Origin of the sequence: Kribbella sp. NPDC049584 (assembly GCF_040675555.1) — a bacterium.
Taxonomy (GTDB): Bacteria; Actinomycetota; Actinomycetes; order Propionibacteriales; family Kribbellaceae; genus Kribbella.
The window spans coordinates 373,894-395,017 of sequence record NZ_JBFAPF010000008.1; the positions used below are offsets into that span (position 1 = coordinate 373,894).

The 21,124-nt window shown below is 67.8% G+C and carries 25 protein-coding genes; 13 read left to right on the top strand and 12 right to left on the bottom strand.

What is annotated here, in order from left to right:
• Positions 1-27 precede the first annotated feature (27 nt).
• Positions 28-1,464: an LCP family protein gene (locus AB0J62_RS27260; protein WP_363876963.1), complete on the top strand. Its 1,437-nt coding sequence runs from the start codon at positions 28-30 to the stop codon at positions 1,462-1,464.
• Between the two features lie 40 nt (positions 1,465-1,504).
• Here the strand turns inward: AB0J62_RS27260 and AB0J62_RS27265 are convergent, their stop codons facing one another.
• Complete coding sequence (locus AB0J62_RS27265) at positions 1,505-2,212, bottom strand: VOC family protein (protein ID WP_363876965.1); 708 nt, start codon at positions 2,210-2,212, stop codon at positions 1,505-1,507.
• Positions 2,213-2,274: 62 nt separating this feature from the next.
• Entirely contained in the window at positions 2,275-2,853 is a 579-nt protein-coding gene (locus AB0J62_RS27270) for a TetR/AcrR family transcriptional regulator (protein ID WP_363876967.1), read from the bottom strand.
• A 64-nt stretch (positions 2,854-2,917) separates the two neighbouring features.
• Here AB0J62_RS27270 and AB0J62_RS27275 point away from each other — a divergent pair, with 64 nt between their 5' ends.
• The 5 genes from AB0J62_RS27275 (at position 2,918) to AB0J62_RS27295 (ending at position 7,028) form a co-directional block, all read left to right on the top strand.
• Positions 2,918-3,760 carry a virginiamycin B lyase gene (locus tag AB0J62_RS27275; protein WP_363876969.1) on the top strand — a complete coding sequence of 281 codons (843 nt, stop codon included), beginning with the start codon at positions 2,918-2,920 and terminating at the stop codon, positions 3,758-3,760.
• A gap of 63 nt (positions 3,761-3,823) precedes the next feature.
• The gene (locus AB0J62_RS27280) at positions 3,824-4,732 is read left to right on the top strand and encodes a UbiA prenyltransferase family protein (RefSeq protein WP_363876971.1); all 909 of its coding nucleotides are present in this window, start codon (positions 3,824-3,826) and stop codon (positions 4,730-4,732) included.
• A 2-nt stretch (positions 4,733-4,734) separates the two neighbouring features.
• The gene (gene pip, locus AB0J62_RS27285) at positions 4,735-5,688 is read left to right on the top strand and encodes a prolyl aminopeptidase (RefSeq protein WP_363876973.1); all 954 of its coding nucleotides are present in this window, start codon (positions 4,735-4,737) and stop codon (positions 5,686-5,688) included.
• Positions 5,689-5,772: 84 nt separating this feature from the next.
• The gene (locus AB0J62_RS27290) at positions 5,773-6,615 is read left to right on the top strand and encodes a phytanoyl-CoA dioxygenase family protein (protein WP_363876975.1); all 843 of its coding nucleotides are present in this window, start codon (positions 5,773-5,775) and stop codon (positions 6,613-6,615) included.
• A gap of 68 nt (positions 6,616-6,683) precedes the next feature.
• Positions 6,684-7,028: a cupin domain-containing protein gene (locus AB0J62_RS27295; RefSeq protein WP_363876977.1), complete on the top strand. Its 345-nt coding sequence runs from the start codon at positions 6,684-6,686 to the stop codon at positions 7,026-7,028.
• Here the strand turns inward: AB0J62_RS27295 and AB0J62_RS27300 are convergent.
• Both AB0J62_RS27300 and AB0J62_RS27305 read right to left on the bottom strand, forming a co-directional pair.
• Positions 7,025-7,609: a YdeI/OmpD-associated family protein gene (locus AB0J62_RS27300; RefSeq protein ID WP_363876979.1), complete on the bottom strand. Its 585-nt coding sequence runs from the start codon at positions 7,607-7,609 to the stop codon at positions 7,025-7,027. The genes AB0J62_RS27295 and AB0J62_RS27300 overlap by 4 nt on opposite strands.
• Positions 7,606-8,568 carry a WYL domain-containing protein gene (locus AB0J62_RS27305; protein WP_363876981.1) on the bottom strand — a complete coding sequence of 321 codons (963 nt, stop codon included), beginning with the start codon at positions 8,566-8,568 and terminating at the stop codon, positions 7,606-7,608. Before AB0J62_RS27305 ends, AB0J62_RS27300 begins: the two co-directional genes overlap by 4 nt.
• A gap of 88 nt (positions 8,569-8,656) precedes the next feature.
• On the opposite strand from AB0J62_RS27305, the gene AB0J62_RS27310 reads away from it, so the two are divergent.
• From AB0J62_RS27310 to AB0J62_RS27320, 3 genes are all read left to right on the top strand, one after another.
• Entirely contained in the window at positions 8,657-9,625 is a 969-nt protein-coding gene (locus AB0J62_RS27310; protein WP_363876983.1) for an ATP-binding cassette domain-containing protein, read from the top strand.
• Complete coding sequence (locus AB0J62_RS27315; RefSeq protein ID WP_363876985.1) at positions 9,625-10,434, top strand: ABC transporter permease; 810 nt, start codon at positions 9,625-9,627, stop codon at positions 10,432-10,434. The genes AB0J62_RS27310 and AB0J62_RS27315 overlap by 1 nt, the downstream gene beginning before the upstream one ends.
• 93 nt (positions 10,435-10,527) lie before the next feature.
• Positions 10,528-11,685 carry a hypothetical protein gene (locus AB0J62_RS27320; RefSeq protein ID WP_363876987.1) on the top strand — a complete coding sequence of 386 codons (1,158 nt, stop codon included), beginning with the start codon at positions 10,528-10,530 and terminating at the stop codon, positions 11,683-11,685.
• Between the two features lie 54 nt (positions 11,686-11,739).
• Here the strand turns inward: AB0J62_RS27320 and AB0J62_RS27325 are convergent, their stop codons facing one another.
• A complete protein-coding gene (locus AB0J62_RS27325; protein ID WP_363876989.1) occupies positions 11,740-12,573 on the bottom strand; it encodes an NAD(P)H-binding protein in 834 nt (277 codons plus the stop codon).
• Positions 12,574-12,664: 91 nt separating this feature from the next.
• On the opposite strand from AB0J62_RS27325, the gene AB0J62_RS27330 reads away from it, so the two are divergent.
• Together AB0J62_RS27330 and AB0J62_RS27335 are read left to right on the top strand one after the other, a co-directional pair.
• Entirely contained in the window at positions 12,665-13,597 is a 933-nt protein-coding gene (locus AB0J62_RS27330; protein WP_363876991.1) for an AraC family transcriptional regulator, read from the top strand.
• Positions 13,598-13,636: 39 nt separating this feature from the next.
• Positions 13,637-14,155, top strand: coding sequence for a putative immunity protein (locus AB0J62_RS27335; RefSeq protein ID WP_363876993.1), 519 nt, complete (start codon positions 13,637-13,639; stop codon positions 14,153-14,155).
• On the opposite strand, the gene AB0J62_RS27340 is transcribed toward AB0J62_RS27335, so the two are convergent.
• Genes AB0J62_RS27340 through AB0J62_RS27350 form a run of 3 tightly spaced genes read right to left on the bottom strand, consistent with a single transcriptional unit; the run spans position 14,133 to position 15,815 of the window.
• A complete protein-coding gene (locus tag AB0J62_RS27340; RefSeq protein ID WP_137256015.1) occupies positions 14,133-14,822 on the bottom strand; it encodes an alpha/beta fold hydrolase in 690 nt (229 codons plus the stop codon). The two genes, AB0J62_RS27335 and AB0J62_RS27340, sit on opposite strands and share 23 nt — an antisense overlap.
• 9 nt (positions 14,823-14,831) lie before the next feature.
• The gene (locus AB0J62_RS27345) at positions 14,832-15,212 is read right to left on the bottom strand and encodes a TIGR03618 family F420-dependent PPOX class oxidoreductase (protein ID WP_363876996.1); all 381 of its coding nucleotides are present in this window, start codon (positions 15,210-15,212) and stop codon (positions 14,832-14,834) included.
• A gap of 12 nt (positions 15,213-15,224) precedes the next feature.
• Positions 15,225-15,815: a dihydrofolate reductase family protein gene (locus tag AB0J62_RS27350; protein WP_363876998.1), complete on the bottom strand. Its 591-nt coding sequence runs from the start codon at positions 15,813-15,815 to the stop codon at positions 15,225-15,227.
• 87 nt (positions 15,816-15,902) lie between these two features.
• On the opposite strand from AB0J62_RS27350, the gene AB0J62_RS27355 reads away from it, so the two are divergent.
• Positions 15,903-16,355, top strand: a complete 453-nt coding sequence (locus AB0J62_RS27355; RefSeq protein WP_363877000.1) for a helix-turn-helix domain-containing protein — start codon at positions 15,903-15,905, stop codon at positions 16,353-16,355.
• Here the strand turns inward: AB0J62_RS27355 and AB0J62_RS27360 are convergent.
• Positions 16,352-17,176: a phosphotransferase gene (locus AB0J62_RS27360; RefSeq protein ID WP_363877002.1), complete on the bottom strand. Its 825-nt coding sequence runs from the start codon at positions 17,174-17,176 to the stop codon at positions 16,352-16,354. The genes AB0J62_RS27355 and AB0J62_RS27360 overlap by 4 nt on opposite strands.
• 12 nt (positions 17,177-17,188) lie before the next feature.
• Positions 17,189-18,409 carry an MFS transporter gene (locus AB0J62_RS27365; protein WP_363877004.1) on the bottom strand — a complete coding sequence of 407 codons (1,221 nt, stop codon included), beginning with the start codon at positions 18,407-18,409 and terminating at the stop codon, positions 17,189-17,191.
• Positions 18,410-18,491: 82 nt separating this feature from the next.
• On the opposite strand from AB0J62_RS27365, the gene AB0J62_RS27370 reads away from it, so the two are divergent.
• Positions 18,492-19,445 (top strand): LysR family transcriptional regulator, encoded by a 954-nt coding sequence (locus tag AB0J62_RS27370; RefSeq protein ID WP_363877006.1) that lies wholly within the window; start codon positions 18,492-18,494, stop codon positions 19,443-19,445.
• On the opposite strand, the gene AB0J62_RS27375 is transcribed toward AB0J62_RS27370, so the two are convergent.
• Both AB0J62_RS27375 and AB0J62_RS27380 read right to left on the bottom strand, forming a co-directional pair.
• Positions 19,442-20,281, bottom strand: coding sequence for an SRPBCC domain-containing protein (locus AB0J62_RS27375; protein ID WP_363877009.1), 840 nt, complete (start codon positions 20,279-20,281; stop codon positions 19,442-19,444). The two genes, AB0J62_RS27370 and AB0J62_RS27375, sit on opposite strands and share 4 nt — an antisense overlap.
• A complete protein-coding gene (locus AB0J62_RS27380; RefSeq protein ID WP_363877028.1) occupies positions 20,265-20,837 on the bottom strand; it encodes a helix-turn-helix domain-containing protein in 573 nt (190 codons plus the stop codon). Before AB0J62_RS27380 ends, AB0J62_RS27375 begins: the two co-directional genes overlap by 17 nt.
• Positions 20,838-21,124: the final 287 nt, after the last annotated feature.

Genomic DNA, 21,124 nt, shown 5'->3' on the forward strand with positions numbered 1-21,124 from the left:
CGACGCCGGTCGGCATTCGCCGCGCTGGTGATCGCCGTCGCCGGCATCCTCCTTCCCGGTACGGCGTACCTGATCGCCCGCCGGCCCCGGCTCGGCTCGGTGGTGACCGTCCTGAGCCTCGCGCTGTACGGCACCGCGGCGTACGTCGGTCTACGCAAACGGGACGCCGTGATCTCGTGGGCGCTGGATCCTGGGCTGCTGCTGTGGATGATCGCCGGGCTCGCCGTGATCGCCCTGGCCTGGATCGTCGTCCTGGTCACGTCGTACAAGATGCTCCGGCCACTGACGGCGCCACCGGGCTCGCGACTGCTCGGGTCGCTGGTGGTCGGTGTGGTCTGCTTCGCGATGACGGTTGGTACGGCGAGTGGTGCGCAGACCCTGATGGCCCAGCGGAGCCTGGTGAAGAAGGTGTTCGCCGACTCGGGTTCGAAGAGCCAGACCCGGCCGACGATCAGCGCCGCGAAGGATGTCTGGCAACAACTGCCGCGGCTGAACGTGCTGCTGCTCGGCGCGGACGACGGCGACGACCGGCAGGGCACGCGGACCGACACCGTGATGGTCGCGAGCATCGACACCAAGACCGGCAACACCTCGCTGATCTCGCTGACCCGGAACTTCATGCGGATGCCGTTCCCGGCCGACTCACCGCTGCACAAGATCTATCCGAGCGGATTCTGGGATCCCAGCATCGATCCCAGCAAGGAGCAGTCGGAGTTCTATCTCGACGCGATGTACCGCAACATCCCGAAGTTGCACCCCGGCGTGATCGGGCCGTCGGACAACGAGGGCGCGGACATCCTGAAGCTCTCGGTCGGCGAAGCACTCGGGTTGAAGATCCACTACTACGTGCAGATCAACCTGGCCGGATTCGCGAAGCTGGTCGAGGCCCTGGGCGGGATCACCGTGAACATCAACTACCCGGTGCCGGTCGGCGGGAACGACGACAAGAAGATCCCGCCGAGCCGCTACCTCCAACCGGGACCGAACCGGAAGCTGAACGGGACCGACGCCCTGTGGTTCGCCCGCGGCCGGTACGGGCTGGCGACCGCCGACCTCGCCCGCCAGGCCCGGCAGCACTGCACTATCCAGGCGCTCGTCGAGCGCGCCACCCCACAGAACGTCGTCGCCAACTACGAACAGATCGCGCACGCCGGCGAGCAGCTGATCCGCACCGACATCCCGCAGAAACTGGTGGGTGCCTTCGTCACCCTCGGGGAGCGGGTCAAGACCGCCAAGATCTCCAACATCGACCTGGACAAGAAGAAGAACTTCCCGAACGGCCGCAACCCGAACTACGCGGCGATGCGCGAGCTCGTCGCGAAGGCGCTCACCCCGAAGCCCGTGACGCCGCGCAGGACCACGACGACCAAGCCCTCGACGGCGACCCAGCCCAGAACGACACCCAAGCCCGACGACGGCGACCTGACTTCGTCCTGCGCCTACAACCCTGGCCCGCCAGGCTAATTCGCTCGTCGAACCAGTGGAGCCGCATCGCTCGGTTCTGTCAGCGTCCGGTCAGGATGCAGAACTCGTTGCCGTCCGGGTCGGCCAGCTCGATCCCGTCTGCGTGCGCCTGACCGCTCGTGTGCCGCTTCGCGCCGAGGCTGATCAGTCGCTCGACCTCAGCCTCGGCATCGCCGGACGGCACGAGGTCGAGGTGCAGGCGGTTCTTCGGCGCCCTCTCGTTGTACGGCGGACCGCCCCAGCTGATCTTGGTCCCGCCCTGCGGGGACTGGATCGCGGTCTCCTCGTCCTGGTCCCAGACCAGCGGCCACTCGAGCGCCTTGCTCCAGAAGTACCCGACGGCCTGGCTGCCGTCGGACGTCAGGCAGCCGATGACTCCGGTGCCGGCGAGGAAGTTGTTGCCCGGCTCGATCACACAGAACTCGTTGCCCTCGGGATCGGCCAGTACGACGTGCTCCTCCTCGGGCTTCTGCCCGATGTCGAGGTGTCGCCCACCGAGCTCCAACGCGCGATCGACCATCGCCTGCTGCGCTTCGAGTGTCTGGCTGGGCAGGTCGAAGTGGATCTGGTTCTGCCAGTGTTTCTCGACGTCGCTCGGCAGGAATCGCACGATGAATCCGAGGTCGTTGTCAGGCAGTACGGACGTCCCGTCCGCACCCAGGTCCCGGCCGAGCACCCCGGCCCAGAACCGCGCCAGCCTCGCAGGATCCTTTGCGTCGAAGGACAGTGCATAGATCTGGACGCTCATCGGGACTCCCATCCGCCGGAGGTACCACCGTATTTCGGGCGGAACGAGCGCCGCAAAGAGATTTAACCGACCGACGCCGCCGCGACCATGGCGTGGTGATCGGCGATCGAGCGGCTCATCGGACGACGGAGCAGGACCAGCTGGTGGTAGAGCGGACCCGTCGCGGTGAGCAGGAGCTGATGGGCATCCGTGCCGGCCGGGATCTCCCCACGCTCCACGGCTCGCCGTACGACGATCGCCGTGCGCTCGTAGCGATCTTCCCAGAACCGCGTGAGTGCCTCGGCGGCTTCCGGCGTACGGAAGGAGGCTGCGATCACGGCCTGGGTGACGGACGGGCGGGCGGTCAGCGCGGCATGCACCTCGCGGTTGACGGCGATCAGGTCGCCCTCGAGCGAGCCTGTGTCGGCCGGCTCCCACGAGTCGTCGGCCCCGGCCTGCAGAAGATCGACGAGCAGGCCGGCAACGGTCTTCCAGCGGCGGTAGACCGTTGTGCGATGGACCCCGGAGCGTGCGGCGACCGCGTCGATGGTGAGTCCGTCGTATCCCTGCTCCGCCAGCTCGGCCTCGACGGCCGCGAGCACTTCGGACCGCACCCGAGCCGTCCGCCCACCCGGCCTGCTTGCGCGATCACTCGTCTGCATGACACGATCTTAACGCAACATTCGTCGCATTAGGGAATGGCCCGCGACGTGAAGGAGAAGCCCTGTGTCAGTGACTGAATATGCGATCGGCGCCAGGAGCGACGGTCCGTACGGCGTTGTAGTGGCGGGCGGTGAGGTGTGGGCAACGCTCGTCCACGCCGGCCGTGTTGCCACCCGTTCGGGACGTGTCATCGACCTCGACGCTGCGGACTCCCGCCCGAGTGTGATCGTCGAAGGGCCCGATCACGCGGTCTGGTTCACGCGGAACGGCGACGATCGGCTCGGGCGCATCGGGTACGACGGAGTCGTGTCGGCGGTCGACATCGCCGGGGCGCCGTATGGGTTGTGTGTCGGGCCGGATGGTGCGTTGTGGTGCACGTTGATGAGCGCTGATGCTCTCGGGCGGGTGACAGTCGACGGCGAGGTGTCGACGTACCCGATCGGGGTCAGTGGGGCGTTTCCGGCGATGATCACGGCGTACGACGGAGAGCTGTGGTTCACGCTCAACCAGGGGAATGCGATCGGGCGGATGAGTCTTGGTGGGGCGGTCACGACCTATCCCCTGCCGACTTCGGGTGCTGGGCCGGTCGGGATCTGCGCGGGTGAGGATGGCGTGTGGTTCGTCGAGATTCTCGGTGACCGGGTGGGGCGAATCAGCTCGGACGGCAAGATCGAGGAGTTTCCGTTGCCGGCCGGTTGTAAGCCGCACGCGGTTGCGGCGGCGGCTGACGGCGGATGTTGGGTCACCCTGTGGGCCGGCGGTGCGTTGGCACGGATGGATGCTCAAGGCAACGTCATCGCCGAGTATGCGCTGGGCGAGGGTTCCGAGCCGCACGGTCTTGCGATCGATGGTGAGTCGGTGTGGGTGGCCCTGGAGAAGGGTTCCTTGGCTCACATCCAGCCGTAGGGGTGAGGAGGTTCACCCGCTGGAGGGAGGACGGCGGGCATCCGGCGGGTGGACAGTGGTGCTGTGAGCACGGTGGTGCAGGTCAGGGGAACGACCGCGCGGGTTCGCGACATCATCGCGGTGGGGCGGCCGGCGTTCTGGGTGGTGTCGATCGTCCCTTATTACACAGGGATCCTGCTCGCCACGCATCGGCTGATCCCACCGGTCGCGGAGTGGCCGCGGCTGATCGTGGGGGCCGTGGTGATGGGGCCGCTGGTGTGGCTGGCCGTGCTGGCGGTGAACGATGCGTACGACCTGCCGAGCGACCGGCTCAACCCACGCAAGGCGAAGTCGCCGCTTCTCGACGGACGTGTCACGCTCCGCGCAGCCAAGCGACTCGCCTTCGCGGCCGCTGTCGCCGCGGTCGGACTGAGCCTGCACGTGGGCGTCGTGTTCGCACTCGGCGTCCTCCTCGCCGTCCTGCTCGGCTACGCGTACTCCGTCCCGCCGGTCCGGTTGAAGACCCGCGCCGGCTTCGACGTCGCGGTCAACGCGCTCGCGCTCGGCGCCTTCGGCCCCCTCGCCGGCTGGGCCGCGATCAACCCCGACCTCAGCAGCTTCCCTTGGTTGATGGGCCTTCAAGGCACGCTCGCCGCCATCGGCCTCTACCTCCCCACCACCCTCGCCGACCTCGAAGCCGACCGCGCCGCCGGCTACCACACGATCGCCGTCCGCTTCGGCGCCCGCACGACGTACCGCATCGGGTACGCCGCCTGGATCGCGGCGGCCGCACTGTCGGTGATCCTCGCCGCGACCGGGACGATCATCCCGCGCAGCATGCTGCTCCTCGAGGTGGTGATGGTCCCGGTCCTGATCGCCGCCTACCGCAAACTCATTGGCCCCGGCCAATCCTTCAAGGGCATCATCATCCTCTCGGCCTTGTTCCTCTTTCCCTGCGGAACGTTCGCTCTCACCTACACCGGAGTCCTCTGACCGTGTATCCGGACATCGAGCCCTACGACCACGGCCTACTCGACGTTGGCGACGGCAACCGCGTCTATTGGGAGGTCTGCGGCAACCCGGACGGCAAACCCGCGCTCGTCGTCCACGGTGGCCCGGGCTCCGGCGCCGGCGCGTGGTGGCGACGGTACTTCGACCCCGCGAGGTACAAGGTCGTCCTCGTCGATCAGCGCAACTGCGGCCGCAGCACACCGGACGCCGCCGAGCCGGACGTCGATCTGAGCACCAACACCACGGCCCACCTGATCGCCGACTTCGAGCAACTCCGCCGGCAGCTCTCCATCGAGAAGTGGCTGCTCCTCGGCGCGTCCTGGGGCGCGACGCTCGGGCTCGCGTACGCCGAGCAGCACCCGGAGGCGATCTCCGAGATCGTCTTGTTCAGCGTGACGAACACGACCCGTCGCGAGGTCGAGTGGATCACCCGCGACATGGGGCGGATCTTCCCCGAGGAATGGGCCCGCTTCCGCGACGGCGTACCGGAGGACCAGCGCGACGGCAATCTTCCCTTGGCCTACAGCCGGCTCTTGCACGACTCCGACCCCGCCGTCCGGGACAGGGCCGCGCGTGCCTGGTGCGACTGGGAGGACACGCATGTCCGCACAGCTCCTGGCTGGCGGCCGGACTCGCGGTACGACGATCCCGTGTTCCGCCTCCGGCTGGCCCGGCTGGTCACGCACTACTGGGGTCACGCCGCCTGGCTGGACGAGGACGTTCTCGTCCGCGAGGCGGGAAAGCTGTCGGGAATCCCCGGTGTACTGATCCATGGCCGGCTGGACATCAGCAGCCCGCCGGACGTCGCGTGGCGGATGGCTCAGGCCTGGCCCGACGCCGAGTTGCATCTCGTCGAGCAGGAAGGTCATGGGGCGGGCGGCGATGGCACGCGCGAGCTGATCCTCGTAGCGTTGGACCGGTTCGCATTACGGGCCTGACCGGTTCACGTGCACGTGCACCAAGGGCAAAGATTTGATCACTGATCTTTACAGCGATGAAACGTTCATGAACCCTTGACTCCCATGACTGCGCTGGATTCCTTCCCCGCCCCACCGCCCCAGTCGACCCGCCCGGAGCTCGAGACCGACTACAGCCTCAGCCGGTCCGATATCAGGCACTTCGCCGAGCACGGCTTCGTGAAGCTGAAGAACGTGCTGAGTCCCGAGACGATCGCGGCGTACGAGCCGGAGATCACCGGCAAGGTGATCGAGCTGAACACGCAGCACCTGCCGCTCGAGGAGCGGGACACCTACGGCAAGGCGTTCCTGCAGGTGACGAACCTGTGGCAGGACAGCGAGCGCGTGCTCGAGTTCGTCTCGTCACCGCGGCTGGCGCGGATCGCTGCGCAGTTGCTGGGCGTGCAGTCGGTCCGGCTGTACCACGACCAGGCGCTGTACAAGGAGTCCGGCGGCGGAGTCACGCCGTGGCACGCGGACCAGTACTACTGGCCGTTCGCGACCGACCGCTGCGTCACGGTCTGGATCCCGCTGCAGGAGACCCCGATGGAGATGGGCCCGCTGTCGTTCGCGGCCGGCAGCCACACGTTCGAGCACGGGCGCGACCTGCCGATCAGCGACGAGTCGGAGCGCGTACTGCAGGAGACGCTGGCCGAACAGGAGTTCGCGGAGATCTCCGAGCCGTTCGAGCTCGGCGAGGTGAGCTACCACCTCGGCTGGACCTTCCATCACGCGCCGGCGAACACCACCGACATCCCGCGCCGAGTGATGACGGTGATCTACGTGGACGCCGCGATGGAGATCTCGGTGCCGGTGAACGAGAACCAGAAGCTGGACCTGGCCAACTGGATGCCCGGCAACCAGCCCGGCGAGACCATCTCCTCCCCGCTCAACCCCGTCCTCTACTGACCCGCCCCGCACAGACCGTCGGACAAATCCGGAGGACTTCTGTACCTATTGGTATGTACGATGCTGCCATGACCTCATCGGAGTCACCGATCAGCCGCGTCGTCGTCCTCGACCAGCACCTGCCGGAGCCGCTCCCGGTGCAGCACGTCGAGGTACGCCGGATCACGATCGAGCCGCACACCGCGCTCGGCGCCCATGTCCACAACGGTCCCGTGTTCGGCAACATCGTCTCGGGCAAGGCGATCTACCAGCAGGCCGCCGACGGTGAGGTCCAGGTCCTCCACCCCGGCGACGTGTTCTACGAGCCCGCGGTCGACCGGATCTCCCGCTTCGACACCGAGGACGAGGGCGTCACTTTCCTCGCGTACTTCCCGCTCACCGCCGGCCAGGACGCGACACTCGACCTGGTCTAGAGCGTCCGCTTCTGCGGGTAGATCGTCTCGCCGCGGGCCAGTTGCTCGACGTACTGCGTGATCCGCTTGGCCCTCGTCTCGGGCTTCTTGGCGCTGTTCACCCGGAACACGACCGCGAACCGGTTGGCGCTGGTCAGGATCTCGAACATCGCCTGTGCGCGCGGCTCCGCGGCCAGCGCCGCAGCGAGGTCGTCGGGGATCTCCTTCGCGCTCGATCCGCCGTACGCCCGGTCCCAGCGGCCGTCGGCCTTGGCGCGCTCGATCTCCGCGCGTCCGGCCGGGCGCATCCGGCCCTCCTCCTCCATCCGCGCGACGAGGTCCACGTTCCGCTTCGACCACATACTCCGGGCACGCCGCGGGGTGTAGCGCTGGACGAAGGTCTGCTCGTCGCGGCTCTTGCGCTGCCCGTCGATCCACCCGTGGCACAAAGCCTCTTCGAGCGCCTCGGCGTACGTGAGGCTCGTCGGCGTCGTCACGTCCTTCTTCGCGAGCACGAGCCAGACACCGTCCGACGCCGCGTGATGTTCGTGCAGCCATGACTGCCAGGCAGCGGCATCCACAACGATCAGTTCGGTACTCATGACGCAGCCTCCTGATAGCGGGCGGCCAGCTGGGCCGCGGCATCCTTCAACTCCTGCGGTCCGACGAATTCCAGGTCGCACTCGAACATCCCGAAGGTCGCGGCCAGGCCGGTCCACGACCACGCGGTCAGCACGAGCCGGCAACTCGTCGGCGTGACCTCCTCGACGAACGCGCCGCGCCCGGCCCACTGCGCGATGTCCGACGCCTTCGCCTGCAGGATCGCCTCGCCCCGGCACGGGTTCTGGTCCTGGCCGTGGAACCGGCTCGAGATGTACGTCGCCACGTCCGGTGCCGGGAGCTCGCGCTGGGTGAACCGAGGCCCGGTCGGCGTCTTCGGAGTCATCCGATCCACGCGGAAGGTCCGCCAGTCCTTCCGATCCAGGTCCCAGCCGACCAGGTACCAACGCCCGCCCCACGTCACCAGGTGATGCGGCTCGACCTTGCGCGGCGGGACCCATTCGTCCGGCGCACCGGGTGACGCGTAGTCGAAGCGCAGTACCTCCTGCGCACGCACCGCCATCCCGATCGCGATCAGCTTCTCCGAGTCCACCGTCGTACGCCGGTTGGCGTAGCGATCGACCGTCGTGACCTGCAACGCGTCGACCCGCTGCCGCAAGCGCGCCGGCATCACCTGGCGAACCGTGGCGAGCGCACGCAACGCACCCTCCTCGATCCCGGTGACCGTGGTCGTAGCGGTCTGCAGGGCGACTGCGACCGCGATCGCCTGATCGTCGTCGAACAGCAGCGGCGGCAGGTCCGCGCCGGCGTCCAGGCGGTAACCGCCGTCAGGCCCCTTGCTCGCACGCACCGGGTAGCCCAGGTCCCGCAGCCGATCGACATCGCGGCGGACGGTGCGCGGGCTGACCTCGAGTCGCTCGGCGAGCAGGGCGCCCGGCCAATCGCGCCGTGCCTGCAGCAGCGACAGCAGCGCGAGGAGTCGAGCAGAGGTTTCGGACATGACGTCAGCTTCGCATGAGTAAGGGACAGAACCTGACCGCTACTGCTGGAAATGTCGTGCTCATCAAGTCCAACCGAAGGAGTCATCCGTGATCAGCACCCGAGCGCTCACCCGGGATTTCGTGGTGAGCCGTACCGAGACCGTGCACGCCGTCCGCGGCATCAGCCTGGACGTCGAACCCGGCGAGCTGGTCGCCGTCCTCGGCCCGAACGGCGCCGGCAAGACCACCACGCTGCGCATGCTCACCACCTTGATCACCCCGACCTCGGGCACCGCGACGGTCGCCGGGTACGACGTGACGACGCAGCCCAGCCAGGTCCGTCGACGGATCGGGTACGTCGGCCAGGGCAACGGCGCCGGCCACACCCAACGGGTCGGCGACGAACTCCGCGGGCAGGGTGTGATCTACGGCCTCGACCGTCGCGCCGCGAAGCAACGGGCCGACGAGTTGCTCGACGCGCTGGAGCTGCGGGAGCTGACGCAACGCAAGGTGTCGGAACTGTCCGGTGGTCAGCGCCGGCGGCTCGACGTCGCGATGGGTCTCGTGCATGCGCCGTCGCTGCTGTTCCTGGACGAGCCGTCGACCGGCCTCGATCCGCAGAACCGGGCGAACCTGTGGGACCACATCCTGCGGATGCGCGAGGAGCACGCGATGACGATCGTGCTGACGACGCACTACCTGGACGAGGCCGACACGATGGCCGAGCGGGTTGTCGTCGTGGATCACGGCGAGGTGATCGCCGATGACACCGCGAGCGCGCTGAAGGCCAAGCTCGCCGGCGACCGGCTCGCGCTGACAGTTGCTCCTAGCAACGTTGCACGCTTGACCGCGCTGGCCGAGAAGTTGCCCGGAGCCCGTGAGGTGGTTGCCGTCGGCGACGAGCTCAGCGTCCGGGTCGCGAATGGCCCGGCGACGCTCCCCGAGCTGATCGCGGCCGCCCAGCACAACGGCGTACCGATCGCGTCGGCGCAGGTGCATCGCCCGACCCTCGACGACGTGTTCCTCAACCTGACCGGCCGCAGCCTGCGCGAAGAGTCCAACGGAAAGGCAGCCTGATGACCACCCTCACTGTTTCAACGCCCGTAGTTGCGGTCCAGCAGCCGTCCCGAAGTCTGTTGCGTGACATCCGGATCGTGATGACGCGCGAGTTGAAGCCGGTATTGCGTGACCCGTTCTCGTTGCTGTTCGGGATGATCCAGCCGCTGGTGTTCCTCGCCCTGTTCGGACCGCTGCTGTCGGGCTCGATGGGCGGTACGTTCGGCGACGGCGTCTGGCAATGGTTCGTCCCGTCGATCCTCGTGATGACCACGCTCTTCGGGACGTCGACCACCGGGGCGAACCTGCTGTTCGAGTTCCAGACCGGTGCCCACGAGCGGATGCTGGTCACGCCGTTGTCCCGTTCGTCGCTGCTGATCGGCCGGGCGCTGAAGGAGATGGTGCCGCTGTTCGGGCAGGCGGTGATCGTGATCGCGGTGATGACGCCGTTCGCGTTCGACCTGCACGTCGGTGGTGCGCTGGTCGGGCTGGCGCTGCTCGCGGTGTTCGGCGTCGGGCTCGGTTCGTTCAGCTACGCGCTGGCGATTGCCGTGCGCAAGCAGGACTGGATGTTCTGGGTCGTGCAGCAGACGTTCCTGTTCCCGCTGATGATCCTGTCCGGAATGTTGTTGCCGCTCGAGACCGGTCCGGGATGGATGCGCGTGGCATCGAAATTCAACCCGCTGTCGTACCTCGTCGACGCCGAGCGGACGCTCTTCTCGGGCGATGTGTGGGCGAGCGCCGTGCTCTGGGGATTGGTCGCGGCGATCGTGACCGCGGCACTCGGCCTGACTGTCGGCATCCGGGCGATGCTCCGCTCGGCCGCGTGACCCAATTGAGCCAGTGGCCCGCCTGGGCCGTTGTCAGCGCTGAATTTCACCTACGGTAGCGCTCAGATCACCCACCGCCCCCAAGGAGATCTGATGAGGCCCCGCCCCGCCTTGCTCGCTGTCCTGACTTCGCTGGCCGCCGCCGCGCTCGCAACCTCCAGCGCGGTGGCGGCTCCGGCTCCCTCCGCCGACAACGCAACGACTGTCGTCGCCGCGACCGACACCGACGGCGACTCGCTACCGGACACCTGGGAAACCAACGGGTACGACGCGAACGGCGACGGCGTCGTCGACGTGGACCTGCCGGCGATGGGTGCGAACCCGAAGAAGAAGGATCTGTTCGTCGAGATGGACTACATGTCCGGCCGGCTCGCGAGTACGGCAGCGCTCGACCGGATCGTCCAGGTGTTCGCGAGCGCGCCGGTCAGCAACCCGGACGGCACGACCGGCGTCAAGATCCACCTCGACGCAGGCGCCGCCCGCGGTGCGGCGTACAACCTGGGCGGCGGGAACCAGGTCACGTACGACGACGATCTCAATCCGTCGGCGACCCAGACCAACGCGATCAAGGCGGCCAACTTCGCCGCGGTCCGCAAGGCGGTCTTCCACTACATGATCTGGGGAGACAGCTACGACGGCGGCTGCAGCAGCGGCCAGGCGTTCAACATCCCGAACGACACGTTCATCGTCACGGTCGGCCCGAAATGCGGGTGGAACGCGACCGACGACACGAATGTCGGCACGTTCGTCCACGAGCTCGGCCACAACATCGGTCTGAAGCACGGCGGCACCGACAACCTGAACTACAAGCCGAACTACCTGAGCGTGATGAACTACTCGTTCCAGCTCGGCGGCGTACTCAAGTCCGACGGCACGAAGTACTGGGGCTACTCGAGCGTCCAGCCGACGTCGATCAACGAGGCCCGACCGGACGAGACAGTCGGCCTGGGCAGCCTGGGCGCGGGGTACAAGACCAGCTGGAAGTGCCCGAACGGCTCGACCAGGACCACGGCCGGCGCCGCGAACCAGCCGATCGACTGGAACTGCGACGGTGACACCACCGACACGACGACCGCCGCGGACATCAACGGCGACAAGACCACATCGATCCTGATCGCGCAGAACAACTGGGCGAACATCGTCTTCGGCGGCGGCGCCGTCGGTGGGGGTACGACGCCCCGCACAAAGACGCCGGCGTCGGAGCTGCACGAGATCACCCACGACGAGTGGGTGTCGATGCAGCACCAGTAGTGATCCGAGCCGAAGCCCTCGCGCCTTCAGGTGGGTGCGAGGGCTTCGGCTTGTTCAGACCGACCAGACTCCGGTCTTCGCGGTCTCGCGGGCCCAGTCGGTGAAGTCGCGCGGTGGGCGGCCGAGGACCTGCTCGACACCGTCGGAGACGTACTCCGAGCGGTGGTTGCGGATCACCGCGAACAGGTCGCGGACCGCATCGGCATCCTCCTGCACCAGGCCCTGCTCGATCAGTTCCGCAACGTGTGCCTCCGGATCGAGGTCGACGTACGTGATCGGGCGGCCGGTCGCAGCGGAGAGTTCGTCGGCGATCTGGGTCATGGTGAGGGTGCGCGGGCCGGAGATCGTGAGGGTCCGGCCGACGTACGACTCGTCGAGAAGCGCCGTGGTCATCACGTCGCCGACGTCGTTGGTGTCGATCCAGGCCTCGGCTCCGGTGCCGGCGGACAGCCGGATCTCACCGGCGAGGACGTGGTACTGGATGAAATCCTCGCTGAAGTTCTGCGCGAACCAGGCCGGCTGCACGATCGTCCAGTCAAGGCCGCTCGCCCTGACCACGTTCTCCAGCTCGAGCTCGCCGTCGTACACGGCGAAGTCGCGACCCGGGCTGCCGACGCCACGACCCGACAGCAGGACCAGTCGCCGTAGGCCGTCTGCTTGCTGGATGAATTTGCCCGCCTGAGCGAGCCCGGTCGGTCCGACGGGTGGCGCGAGGTACGCCGTCTCCGCGCCGGCGATCGTCGGCGCCCAGGTGGTCTCGTCGTACCAGTCGAACCGCTGCGCGCTGGAGCGTGAGGCGAGGCGGTACGGGACCTGCCGCGCATCGAGTTGGGCCGCGACGCGACGGCCGGTCTTGCCTTTGCCGCTGAGGATCAGTATCGGTGTCATGTATCAAGTTCAGCGGGGTTGATTGAGACAAACCATGGCTATGGGGCGCAATTCGATGTTCGAGGCGCTCACCATGGCGTACTCTCAACGCATGGACGTGCTCGACGAACTGCTGGCCGGGACCCGCGCCCAGGACGGGGTTTTCAATCTGACGATCCTGGATCTGCCGTGGGCGCTGGAGATCCGGGACGAGGCGCCGCTCGCGCTCGCGACCCTCGTCCGCGGCTCGGGCTGGGTGACCCGCGAAGGAACAGCGCCGCAACGGCTCGAGCAGGGCGACGTCGCGATCTTCACCGGCCCACAGCCGTACGTCGTCGGCGACAGCGTGCACACCGCACCACAACTGCGGATCCACCCCGGCGGCATCTGCGAGCCGTTGCCCGGGGCACCGGCGGACTACTCGGCTCGGCTCGGCGTACGGACGTACGGCAGCCGCAAGTCGGGTGAGGTAATGGTTGCCAGCGGCACCTATCAGGTGGCCGGTGATGTCAGCCGGCGCCTGGTGACCGCGTTGCCGCCGGTGCTCGTCGTACCGGCCGCGGAGGTCGCCGGGTCGGTGATGGAGATGATCACGAGTGAGATCCAGCGGGACGCGGTCGGACAGCAGACGGTGCTGGACCGATGGCTCGACCTGGCGCTGATCACCACCTTGCGAGCATGGTTCGACCGGCCCGACTCGCACGCGCCGGGGTGGTACCAGGCCCAGACCGATCCCGTCGCCGGTACTGCGTTGCGTCTGCTGCACGAGGATCCGGCGTATCCGTGGAACGTCACCGATCTCGCCGACCGGGTCGGGGTGTCGCGGGCCTCGCTGGCGCGGCGATTCACCGCGGTGGTGGGCGAGGCGCCGATGAGCTACCTGACCGGTTGGCGGATCACACTCGCCGCCGATCAGTTGCGGTCGACCCGGGACACGGTCGAGACGATCGCCCGGCGGGTCGGGTACGCGAACGCGTTCGCTTTGAGCGTTGCGTTCAAGCGGGTCCGCGGGGTCACGCCTACTGACCACCGCCGGGCGGCGTAGAAGCTTAAACACCGAGGTTCAACGATACGATTGAGGCTCATGGAGATCGCGTTGAGCCTCGACGAACTGCGGCAGCTCAGCCTCTGGAGTGCGGACTGTGCGGAGCTGGCGTTGCCCGTCTACGAGGCGGTCAGTCCGGACGATCCCCGGCCCCGCGAGGCAATCGAGGTCACCCGAGAGTTCGGTGCCGGAGGCAACAGAACGAAGGCGATCCGGACGGCTGCGTGGGCCGCGCTGAAAGCGGCCGGCGAAGCAGACGAGCCGGCCGCGGAGGCTGCTGCGCGGGCAGCCGTTGCGGCAGCGGGTTCGGCGTACCTACATCCGTTGGCGGAAGCCACCCAGGTCAAGCACATCGTGGGGGCGGCGCAGTATGCGGCATACGCGCACGAGCTGGCCGGGCGCGATCCCGAGGCCGTCGTCAGGTGGGCGATCGACCGAGTGCCGCCTGTGGTCCGCGACGTACTGCGGCGCTACCCGGACGGCACACCCGGCCGCAGCAGGCTCGGCGAGCTGCACCGCCAACTGGAGACGGCGCTCAGGCAACCGTCGCCTTCATGAACGCCAACGCCTGCGGCCAAGCCAGCCGGAACGCGTCCGCGTTCACCTCCTTGTCGTGTCGCGACTTGTCGGAGAACCCGTGGTCCGCCCCCGGGAAGTACTGCGTGAACGTCGCGCCGGCCGTCCGCGCCTGCAACACCGTCTGCAGCGTCTCGAAGTCCGAATTCGGTACGGCGGTGTCCGCGCTCGGATAGCTCACCAGCACCGGCGCCGTGATCCCGGCCGCCTCGGCAATCGCGTCGTACGTGTGGTGCGGCGGCCGATCGGACGGAACGGTCGGGTGGAAGGCGACGACGTTCGCGACCCGCTGGTCACGCGCCCCGAGCAGGAACGCGAACCGCCCGCCGAGACACCATCCGATCACGCCGACCTTGCTGCACCCGAGCTCGTCGACGAGATAGTCCAGCAGCGCACTCTGCTCGGCCAGCGCGGTGTCGTCGTCCATCTGCCGCAGCAACCCACTCAGCTCCTGCCGACTGGTGTTGTCCGTACTGCGCCCCTTGAACGGATCCCACGCCAGCGCGGTGATCCCCTCGCCCGCCAACTCATCGGCCCAGGCCCGCACCTGCTCGCCGATCCCGGTAATCATCGGCAGCAACAACATGCCGGCCCGTCCGACCCGCGCAAGATAAGCGTCCTGCTCCCCAACCGTCACAGTCACACCCATGCGCGCATCCTAGACGCCGACGGTCTGCCGATCAGGCTCGATGACGGCGATGATGCGGTCTACGTCCCGGGGGTACGGCTGGCCGAGGTACTTCAGCGCGATCTGGTCGACGAGGGCCCAGCCGGCGTCGCCGTCGATCCATTCGGTGACGCGGCCGCGGATGATGACCGGCTCGTGCGGGTTGTCGACGGGGGCGAGCGAGAGGGCGACGCGCGGATCGCGGCGGAGATTGCGCGCCTTCTGCGAGTCGGGACCGGTCAGGAAGATGATCCGCTCGTCGAGCGTGGTGACCCAGAGCGGGATCGAGTGCGGCGAACCGTCCGGGAGAACGGTGGCCAGGTGAGCGATCGAGTTGCTCTCGACGGCACGGCGTACGGCGGGCTTCAACATGGTTCTGCTCCTTCAGCGGACGACTGCGTAGCGAAGGTGGGTCACACCCGGGGCGGGCACTGCTTCGACGAGGTTGAGCCGCACGTGTTCGGGGAGCTCCTGGAAGAACGGCCGGCCGCCGCCGAGCAGGATCGGAACCTGGTGCAGGACGAGCTCGTCGACGAGCCCGGCCTTGAGGGCCGCCGTCACGGCGCCGCCACCCATCAGACCGACGTCCTTGCCGGCCGCGATGTCGCGCGCCACGGCGACCGCGTCCTCGATGGTGTTGGCCAGCGTCTGCTGCTCGCTGATCTCCGGCACCGGCCCGTGGCTCAACACGACGAGCGGCGCCTTCGCGTGCGGGCTGCCGCCGCCGAAGTGGCCGGAGTCCTCGTACGTCTTGTGCCCGGCGATGACAGCGCCGACCCGGCCGGCGAGCGCGTCGAAGACCTTGGCGCTCGGAGCGCTGAGCTTGAAGCCGTCGAAAACCTGGCTCGGGGTGTCGCCGTCGAAGTACCAGTCGAACAGCATCGGCGCATCACCGAGGCCGCGGTCCGGACCGGAGTCGCGACCGGTGATGTATCCGTCGACCGAGACCGCGAGGGCTGCCAAGACGTTGCTCATCGTTCCCCACCTTCCGTTTGGAGTTCCTTGAGGGAACGCTAACACGTTTAGGTTCCTTCAGGGAACCCCGATTGCTAAGGTGATGTCATGCAGCGCACAGACTTCAGTGAGATGGCGTGCTCGATCGCGCGCACGCTCGACGTGATGGGCGAGCCGTGGTCGCCGCTGATCCTGCGCGACATCTTCGTCGGGATGTCGCGGTTCGAGCAGCTCCAGTCGGACCTGGGGATCTCCCGCAAGGTGCTCACCGAGCGGCTGAACCACCTGGTCGACCGTGGCGTGCTGGAGCGCCGGCCGTACGACAAGCGCCCGCGGTACGAGTACGTGCTGACCGGTAAGGGCCTCGAGCTGATCGACGTACTGATGGTGATGGTTGCCTGGGGCGACAAATGGCTCGCCGGCGAGGCGGGTCCGCCGGTGCTGTACCGGCACCACGCCTGCGGAGAGGTCAGCCACGTCGAGCTCAGCTGCTCCCACTGCGGCAAGCCGATGCACGCCAACGACGTCGACGTACTCCCGGGGCCGGGCGCGGCCGCCTAGGAGCAGTACGCGCGGAACACGTCGAGGTCGGTGTCCAACCGGGCGATCCGGTCGAAGCCCCACGTGTCCACACCCGGTCGATCGACCCCGTTCAGCACGCGTGCCGACATGTCCCGAAGCCCGCGGGCGAGCAGCGCGAACTCGAGGTGATCGAGGTCCAGGTCGTCGGCACCGTACTCGTCGAGGAATGCGCCGAGCTCGTTGCCGTCCGCCCCGACCCACACATCGAACTCACGAGGCCCGATGACGGCGTTCTCCCAGTCGAGGATCGCCGCGACCTCGCCGGCGTCGTCGATCAGCAGGTTCAGACCGTGCATATCCGTGTGACAGACCACGTCCCGCACGGGCTCGAGACGTGCGCGTACGCCGTCCAGTCGCGCGATCGCCGCCGCCGCCTCGTCCGCCCGATCCGCGATCCACGGATGGTGCAGGTTCCGCCCCAGCTCACGGATCCACGGCTCGGAAACGTCCGCGGCCGGCAGGTCCACCTTGAGCGGTACTTCGTGCACCTGCCGCAACGCCCTCGCGGCGACCCGCCAGTCGTCCCACGTCGCCGTACGCCCTTGTACATAAGGGAAAACGGCATACGGCCGCTCGCCGTCCATCGCAGACAACTCACCCTGCACGGTACGGACGGGTTCGACGACCGGGAGTCCGAGCGCATGCAACTCGCCCAGCAACTCCAGCCCGATCGGCTGTTCGCCTTCCTTCCACACCTTCACGAACCACTGCTCGTCGGCCACCCAGCCGTCAGTGGCGAACCCGCCGGCGTGCGGCTGCAGCGAAGACACGGTCAGCCCGTAGTCGCGTTCGAGATCCACCCCCGCATCACATCACCTCTGGGCGGCCACCATGCGGAGTACGGCGGCATTCACCAGGATCAGGATGAGGACGGAGAATACGAGCAGCGCGACCTGGGCGGGGAGGAGCGCGATGCCCAGTCCGATCGCCAGGACCGGGATCGCCAACCCGGCGTACGCGATCAGGAAGAGCGCGGCGAGTACTTCGCCGCGTGAACTCGGGTCGGCCAGGGACGCGGCAGTCGCGACGGCGCCGCGGAAGACGAGGCCCACGCCGGCGCCGGCGACCACGCCGCCGACGATGAACAGCCACAGGTTCGGGATCAGGCCGCCGGCCGCGACACCGACCAGGCCGGCGGACATCGCGACCAGGCCCAACCGCAGCTGATGCGGACGGGACAGCCGGACGAACACGGCCTGACTCACCGCGCCCGCGATGAACACGGCGAACGTGACGACACCGGCAAGCAGGCGCGAGGTGTGATGCAGTACGCCGGCCAGGAACGTCGGTGCGAGCGACGTGAACAACCCGAAGATCGCGAACGCCGCGAACGCGCCGATCGCCGACGCGAAGAAGAGCGGCCGCGCCGACGACGGCAACGCCACCCGCTGCGGCCGGTACGCCGGTCGCTCCTCCAACCGCTCGACGGTCTCCGGCACGAGCGCGATCCCGACCGCGCTGAGCAACAGCAGCACGAGGAAGATCTCGTACGGACGCTGCAGCGGCGCGGACACGTACTGCGCCAGCAGCCCACCGATCAGCGGACCGAACGCGAGTCCACCGAGGTTCACCATGCTCGAGATCAACGCCGACCTGCTCGCGTCTTCACCGGGCCGCGCGACCTGACGCAGCTCGGACAAGTGCGCGGTAGCAGTCGCGGTCAGCACGCCGACCCCGACACCACAGATGAAGCGCGCAACCAGCAGACCGGGAACGGCCGACCAGATCAGGAAGATCGCCGCGGACAACGCCTCCGCGAGTACGGCGAGCAGCGCGATCCGGCGGCGACCGAGCCAGTCGCTGACATGCCCGGCGAGATACAGGGACGCCATCACGCCGACCGCGTAGCTGGCGAAGATCACCGTGATCACGTACGTCGGGAACCCGTCCCGATGCTGGTAGATCGCGTAGAGCGGGGTCGGGATGGTCGAGAAGGCCATCGTGATGAGAAAGGCCGCCGCGATCACCCAGAACCCGGGAGCATGGGCGAACCGGATCCGTACGCCGGTCCGGGAAGACGTCATGGTGGACATGTTTCCAGCGTGCCGCGCGCCATCTATCGAGTCCAACGAAAGTTCTTGCACGCTCTTATCGTCAGACCCGATAATTCGGCCTGTGGACAGCCGGCAACTTGAGTACTTCGTCGCCGTCGCCGAGGAGCTGAGCTTCACCCGGGCGGCGCAGCGACTGTTCACGGTGCAATCCACGGTGTCGGCCGCCGTACGTGCCCTCGAGACCGATCTGAAGACGACGCTCTTCGACCGCTCGACCCGGCGGGTCGCACTCTCCGCGGCCGGTGAGGCTTTGTTGCCTGAGGCAAAGGCTGCACTCGAGGCCCTGGATCGGGCCCGGGCCGCTGTCGAGGAGGCGTCGACCGGTCTCCGCGGGAACGTCCGGATCGGGACCCTCGCCCGGCTCAACCTGGTGAACATGGCCGAGCTCCTGGGCGCGTTCCACCGCAAGTACCCGCTGGTCGAGGTCCACGTCGCGACCTCGCCGACCGGATCCACCGGCCTCGCGGACGACGTACGCCACGGCCGGCTGGACGTCGCATTGCTCGGGCTGCCGAAACCCGAGCTGAGCGGGCTCGACGTCCGGGATATCGCGACTGTGCCGTTCGTCGCGCTGCTGCCTGCGTCGCATCCGCTGGCGGCCCGGACCTCCGGCCGCGAAGCCGCGCCTGGTCCGGCGACTGGCCATACCAAACCGTATGGTATGCCGGGTCTCCGGCTGGAAGAGTTGGCCGGTGAGCGGTTCGTGGACATGCCGCCCGGCTTCGGCAACCGGAAGATGGTCGACCGCGCCTTCGACACGATCGGGATGCCACGGCGGATCCAGGTCGAGGTCCCGGAACTGACGACGATCCCCGACTACGTCCGGGCCGGGCTCGGCGTGGCGGTGGTGCCGGATCTCGAGCTGGCCGAGGAGCCCGATGTCGCCAAGGTGCCGATCAACGGCACCGAGCTGACCTGGACGTTGTCGGTGGCGACAGCGGCCGGACGACGACCGAGCAGGGCGGTGACCGCCCTGCTCGATCTGATCGGCGAAAGCACCCGCCCGTACTTCTAGGCGACCCAGATCGACCAGTCCGGCAGCTCGGCGTACCGGCGCAGAGCCGCGACGCCGCTCAGCCAGCCGAGCCACGCGCCGTACGGCGGGTTGGACTCGTCGAATCCGCTCATCACGAAGGTGAGCCGGGTCTTCCCGTCCGACTCGGCGAGCTCCCAGGTGCTGATGCCGGCCGGTCCCCAGTCCGTCGACATCTTCCGGCCCTCGACCAGGTCGACGATCTCGACGCCCGGATTGACGTCGAACCCGCCCATCGCGAACCGGCCGCCCTTGCGCGCGTCGATGCCGATCGGGAACCCGAACCAGGCCGACGCCTTCTCGGACTCGGTCAGCGACGAGTACACCTGCTCGATCGGCGCGTCGATCAACGCCTCACCCTCGAAGACCGGCGAGGTGAAGTCCGGCCTGGTCGTGAGCTCGCGCCCCTCGAGGTGGTCGACGAGGTTCGCCAGCGCCAGCGACCAGAAGGTCTGCAGCACGCCGCGGATGTTGGCGCCGCTGATCGCGTCCGCGAAGTCGAAGTGCGTCTGCGACAGCTTGATCACGGTCGCGTCGTCGGCGTCGGGCGTGAGCGTGATCTCGGTGGTGGTCTCTTCGCCGCCGAGTGTCCACGCCAGCGTCAGCGTGCTTCCGTCGTACCCGACGACGCGCTGGTGGGGTGCGTCGCCCTCGGGGATATACCGGCCCCAGAACTCGAACGTGCCGGGCAGGTCGACGTTCGAGTGCTCGCTGAGCCAGAGGTTCAGGGCCTTCGGATCGGTCAGCGCCTGCCGGACCTCGTCGATACCGGCCTTGGCGCGTGCTTGCAGAACGAGGGGTTCAGCCTGTGTGGTCATTGGTCTGGTCTCCTTTGGGGTAGCAGGCCACGGCGAGCTTGAAGGCGTCGCCCTCACTGCCGCCGTAGCGCGAGAACAGGTCCTGCAGCGTGCCGCGCAGGTCCTCGAAGAACTCCCGCCGCCGGTCCGGTGGAACCCGGATCTCACCGGACACCCCGATGGACGGCAGCTCCGGAGCCGACCGATCCAGCGCGGCGATGTCGGTCTGGACCTCTTCCATCAGGTCCAGCACGTAGCCGAGGCTCAGGTCGTCGGTGGTCCGGCGGAGTCCGCCGATCCGGCCGACGAGCGTCGGCGACAACCAGTACGAACGAGCCGTCGCCTGGTAGATGCCCTCGTGGATGCCGCGCACCTTGCGCTCGTCCACCTGGGTCACCAGGCCCGCCTCGACGAGGCGCTTGACGTGGTAGTAGACGCGCTGCGGAGTCTGCCCGAGCTGCTCGGCCACCTCGCTGCAGGTGGCCGGCTCGGCCAGCCGCCGCAGCACCTCGATCCGCTGCGGCTTGAACAGCGCCTCGGCCTGTTCGAGCTGCTCCAGATGCATCACGTCTCTCATCACACAAAGAACTTTGTACGTAAAAATCTCTTTTGTCAATCAGGAGATTTACATCACTTAGGAATGTAAGCGGGGGTTCGCTCGTTGTAGGAAGTGCTTGCTGATGCGTCATCAAGCAGACACCCAAGACCTGGGGGCCTTTGCTACGGATCGTCCGGCACGTTCCTGCCGGCGAAGGAGAGGAAGCGCAACATGGCAACTGTCTCGTTCAAGGGAGCCACCCGGGTCTACCCGGGCACCGACGTCCCCGCGGTGGACAAACTCGACCTGGACATCTCCGACGGCGA

What these genes read in the sequence shown, in the direction of transcription:
- AB0J62_RS27265 (WP_363876965.1), bottom strand. Translation starts at nt 2,212, where the DNA reads ATGAGCGTCCAGATCTATGCACTGTCCTTCGACGCAAAGGATCCTGCG.
- AB0J62_RS27270 (WP_363876967.1), bottom strand. Translation starts at nt 2,853, where the DNA reads ATGCAGACGAGTGATCGCGCAAGCAGGCCGGGTGGGCGGACGGCTCGG.
- AB0J62_RS27290 (WP_363876975.1), top strand. Translation starts at nt 5,773, where the DNA reads ATGACTGCGCTGGATTCCTTCCCCGCCCCACCGCCCCAGTCGACCCGC.
- AB0J62_RS27295 (WP_363876977.1), top strand. Translation starts at nt 6,684, where the DNA reads ATGACCTCATCGGAGTCACCGATCAGCCGCGTCGTCGTCCTCGACCAG.
- AB0J62_RS27300 (WP_363876979.1), bottom strand. Translation starts at nt 7,609, where the DNA reads ATGAGTACCGAACTGATCGTTGTGGATGCCGCTGCCTGGCAGTCATGG.
- AB0J62_RS27305 (WP_363876981.1), bottom strand. Translation starts at nt 8,568, where the DNA reads ATGTCCGAAACCTCTGCTCGACTCCTCGCGCTGCTGTCGCTGCTGCAG.
- AB0J62_RS27315 (WP_363876985.1), top strand. Translation starts at nt 9,625, where the DNA reads ATGACCACCCTCACTGTTTCAACGCCCGTAGTTGCGGTCCAGCAGCCG.
- AB0J62_RS27320 (WP_363876987.1), top strand. Translation starts at nt 10,528, where the DNA reads ATGAGGCCCCGCCCCGCCTTGCTCGCTGTCCTGACTTCGCTGGCCGCC.
- AB0J62_RS27325 (WP_363876989.1), bottom strand. Translation starts at nt 12,573, where the DNA reads ATGACACCGATACTGATCCTCAGCGGCAAAGGCAAGACCGGCCGTCGC.
- AB0J62_RS27330 (WP_363876991.1), top strand. Translation starts at nt 12,665, where the DNA reads ATGGACGTGCTCGACGAACTGCTGGCCGGGACCCGCGCCCAGGACGGG.
- AB0J62_RS27335 (WP_363876993.1), top strand. Translation starts at nt 13,637, where the DNA reads ATGGAGATCGCGTTGAGCCTCGACGAACTGCGGCAGCTCAGCCTCTGG.
- AB0J62_RS27340 (WP_137256015.1), bottom strand. Translation starts at nt 14,822, where the DNA reads ATGGGTGTGACTGTGACGGTTGGGGAGCAGGACGCTTATCTTGCGCGG.
- AB0J62_RS27345 (WP_363876996.1), bottom strand. Translation starts at nt 15,212, where the DNA reads ATGTTGAAGCCCGCCGTACGCCGTGCCGTCGAGAGCAACTCGATCGCT.
- AB0J62_RS27350 (WP_363876998.1), bottom strand. Translation starts at nt 15,815, where the DNA reads ATGAGCAACGTCTTGGCAGCCCTCGCGGTCTCGGTCGACGGATACATC.
- AB0J62_RS27355 (WP_363877000.1), top strand. Translation starts at nt 15,903, where the DNA reads ATGCAGCGCACAGACTTCAGTGAGATGGCGTGCTCGATCGCGCGCACG.
- AB0J62_RS27365 (WP_363877004.1), bottom strand. Translation starts at nt 18,409, where the DNA reads ATGTCCACCATGACGTCTTCCCGGACCGGCGTACGGATCCGGTTCGCC.
- AB0J62_RS27375 (WP_363877009.1), bottom strand. Translation starts at nt 20,281, where the DNA reads ATGACCACACAGGCTGAACCCCTCGTTCTGCAAGCACGCGCCAAGGCC.
- AB0J62_RS27380 (WP_363877028.1), bottom strand. Translation starts at nt 20,837, where the DNA reads ATGAGAGACGTGATGCATCTGGAGCAGCTCGAACAGGCCGAGGCGCTG.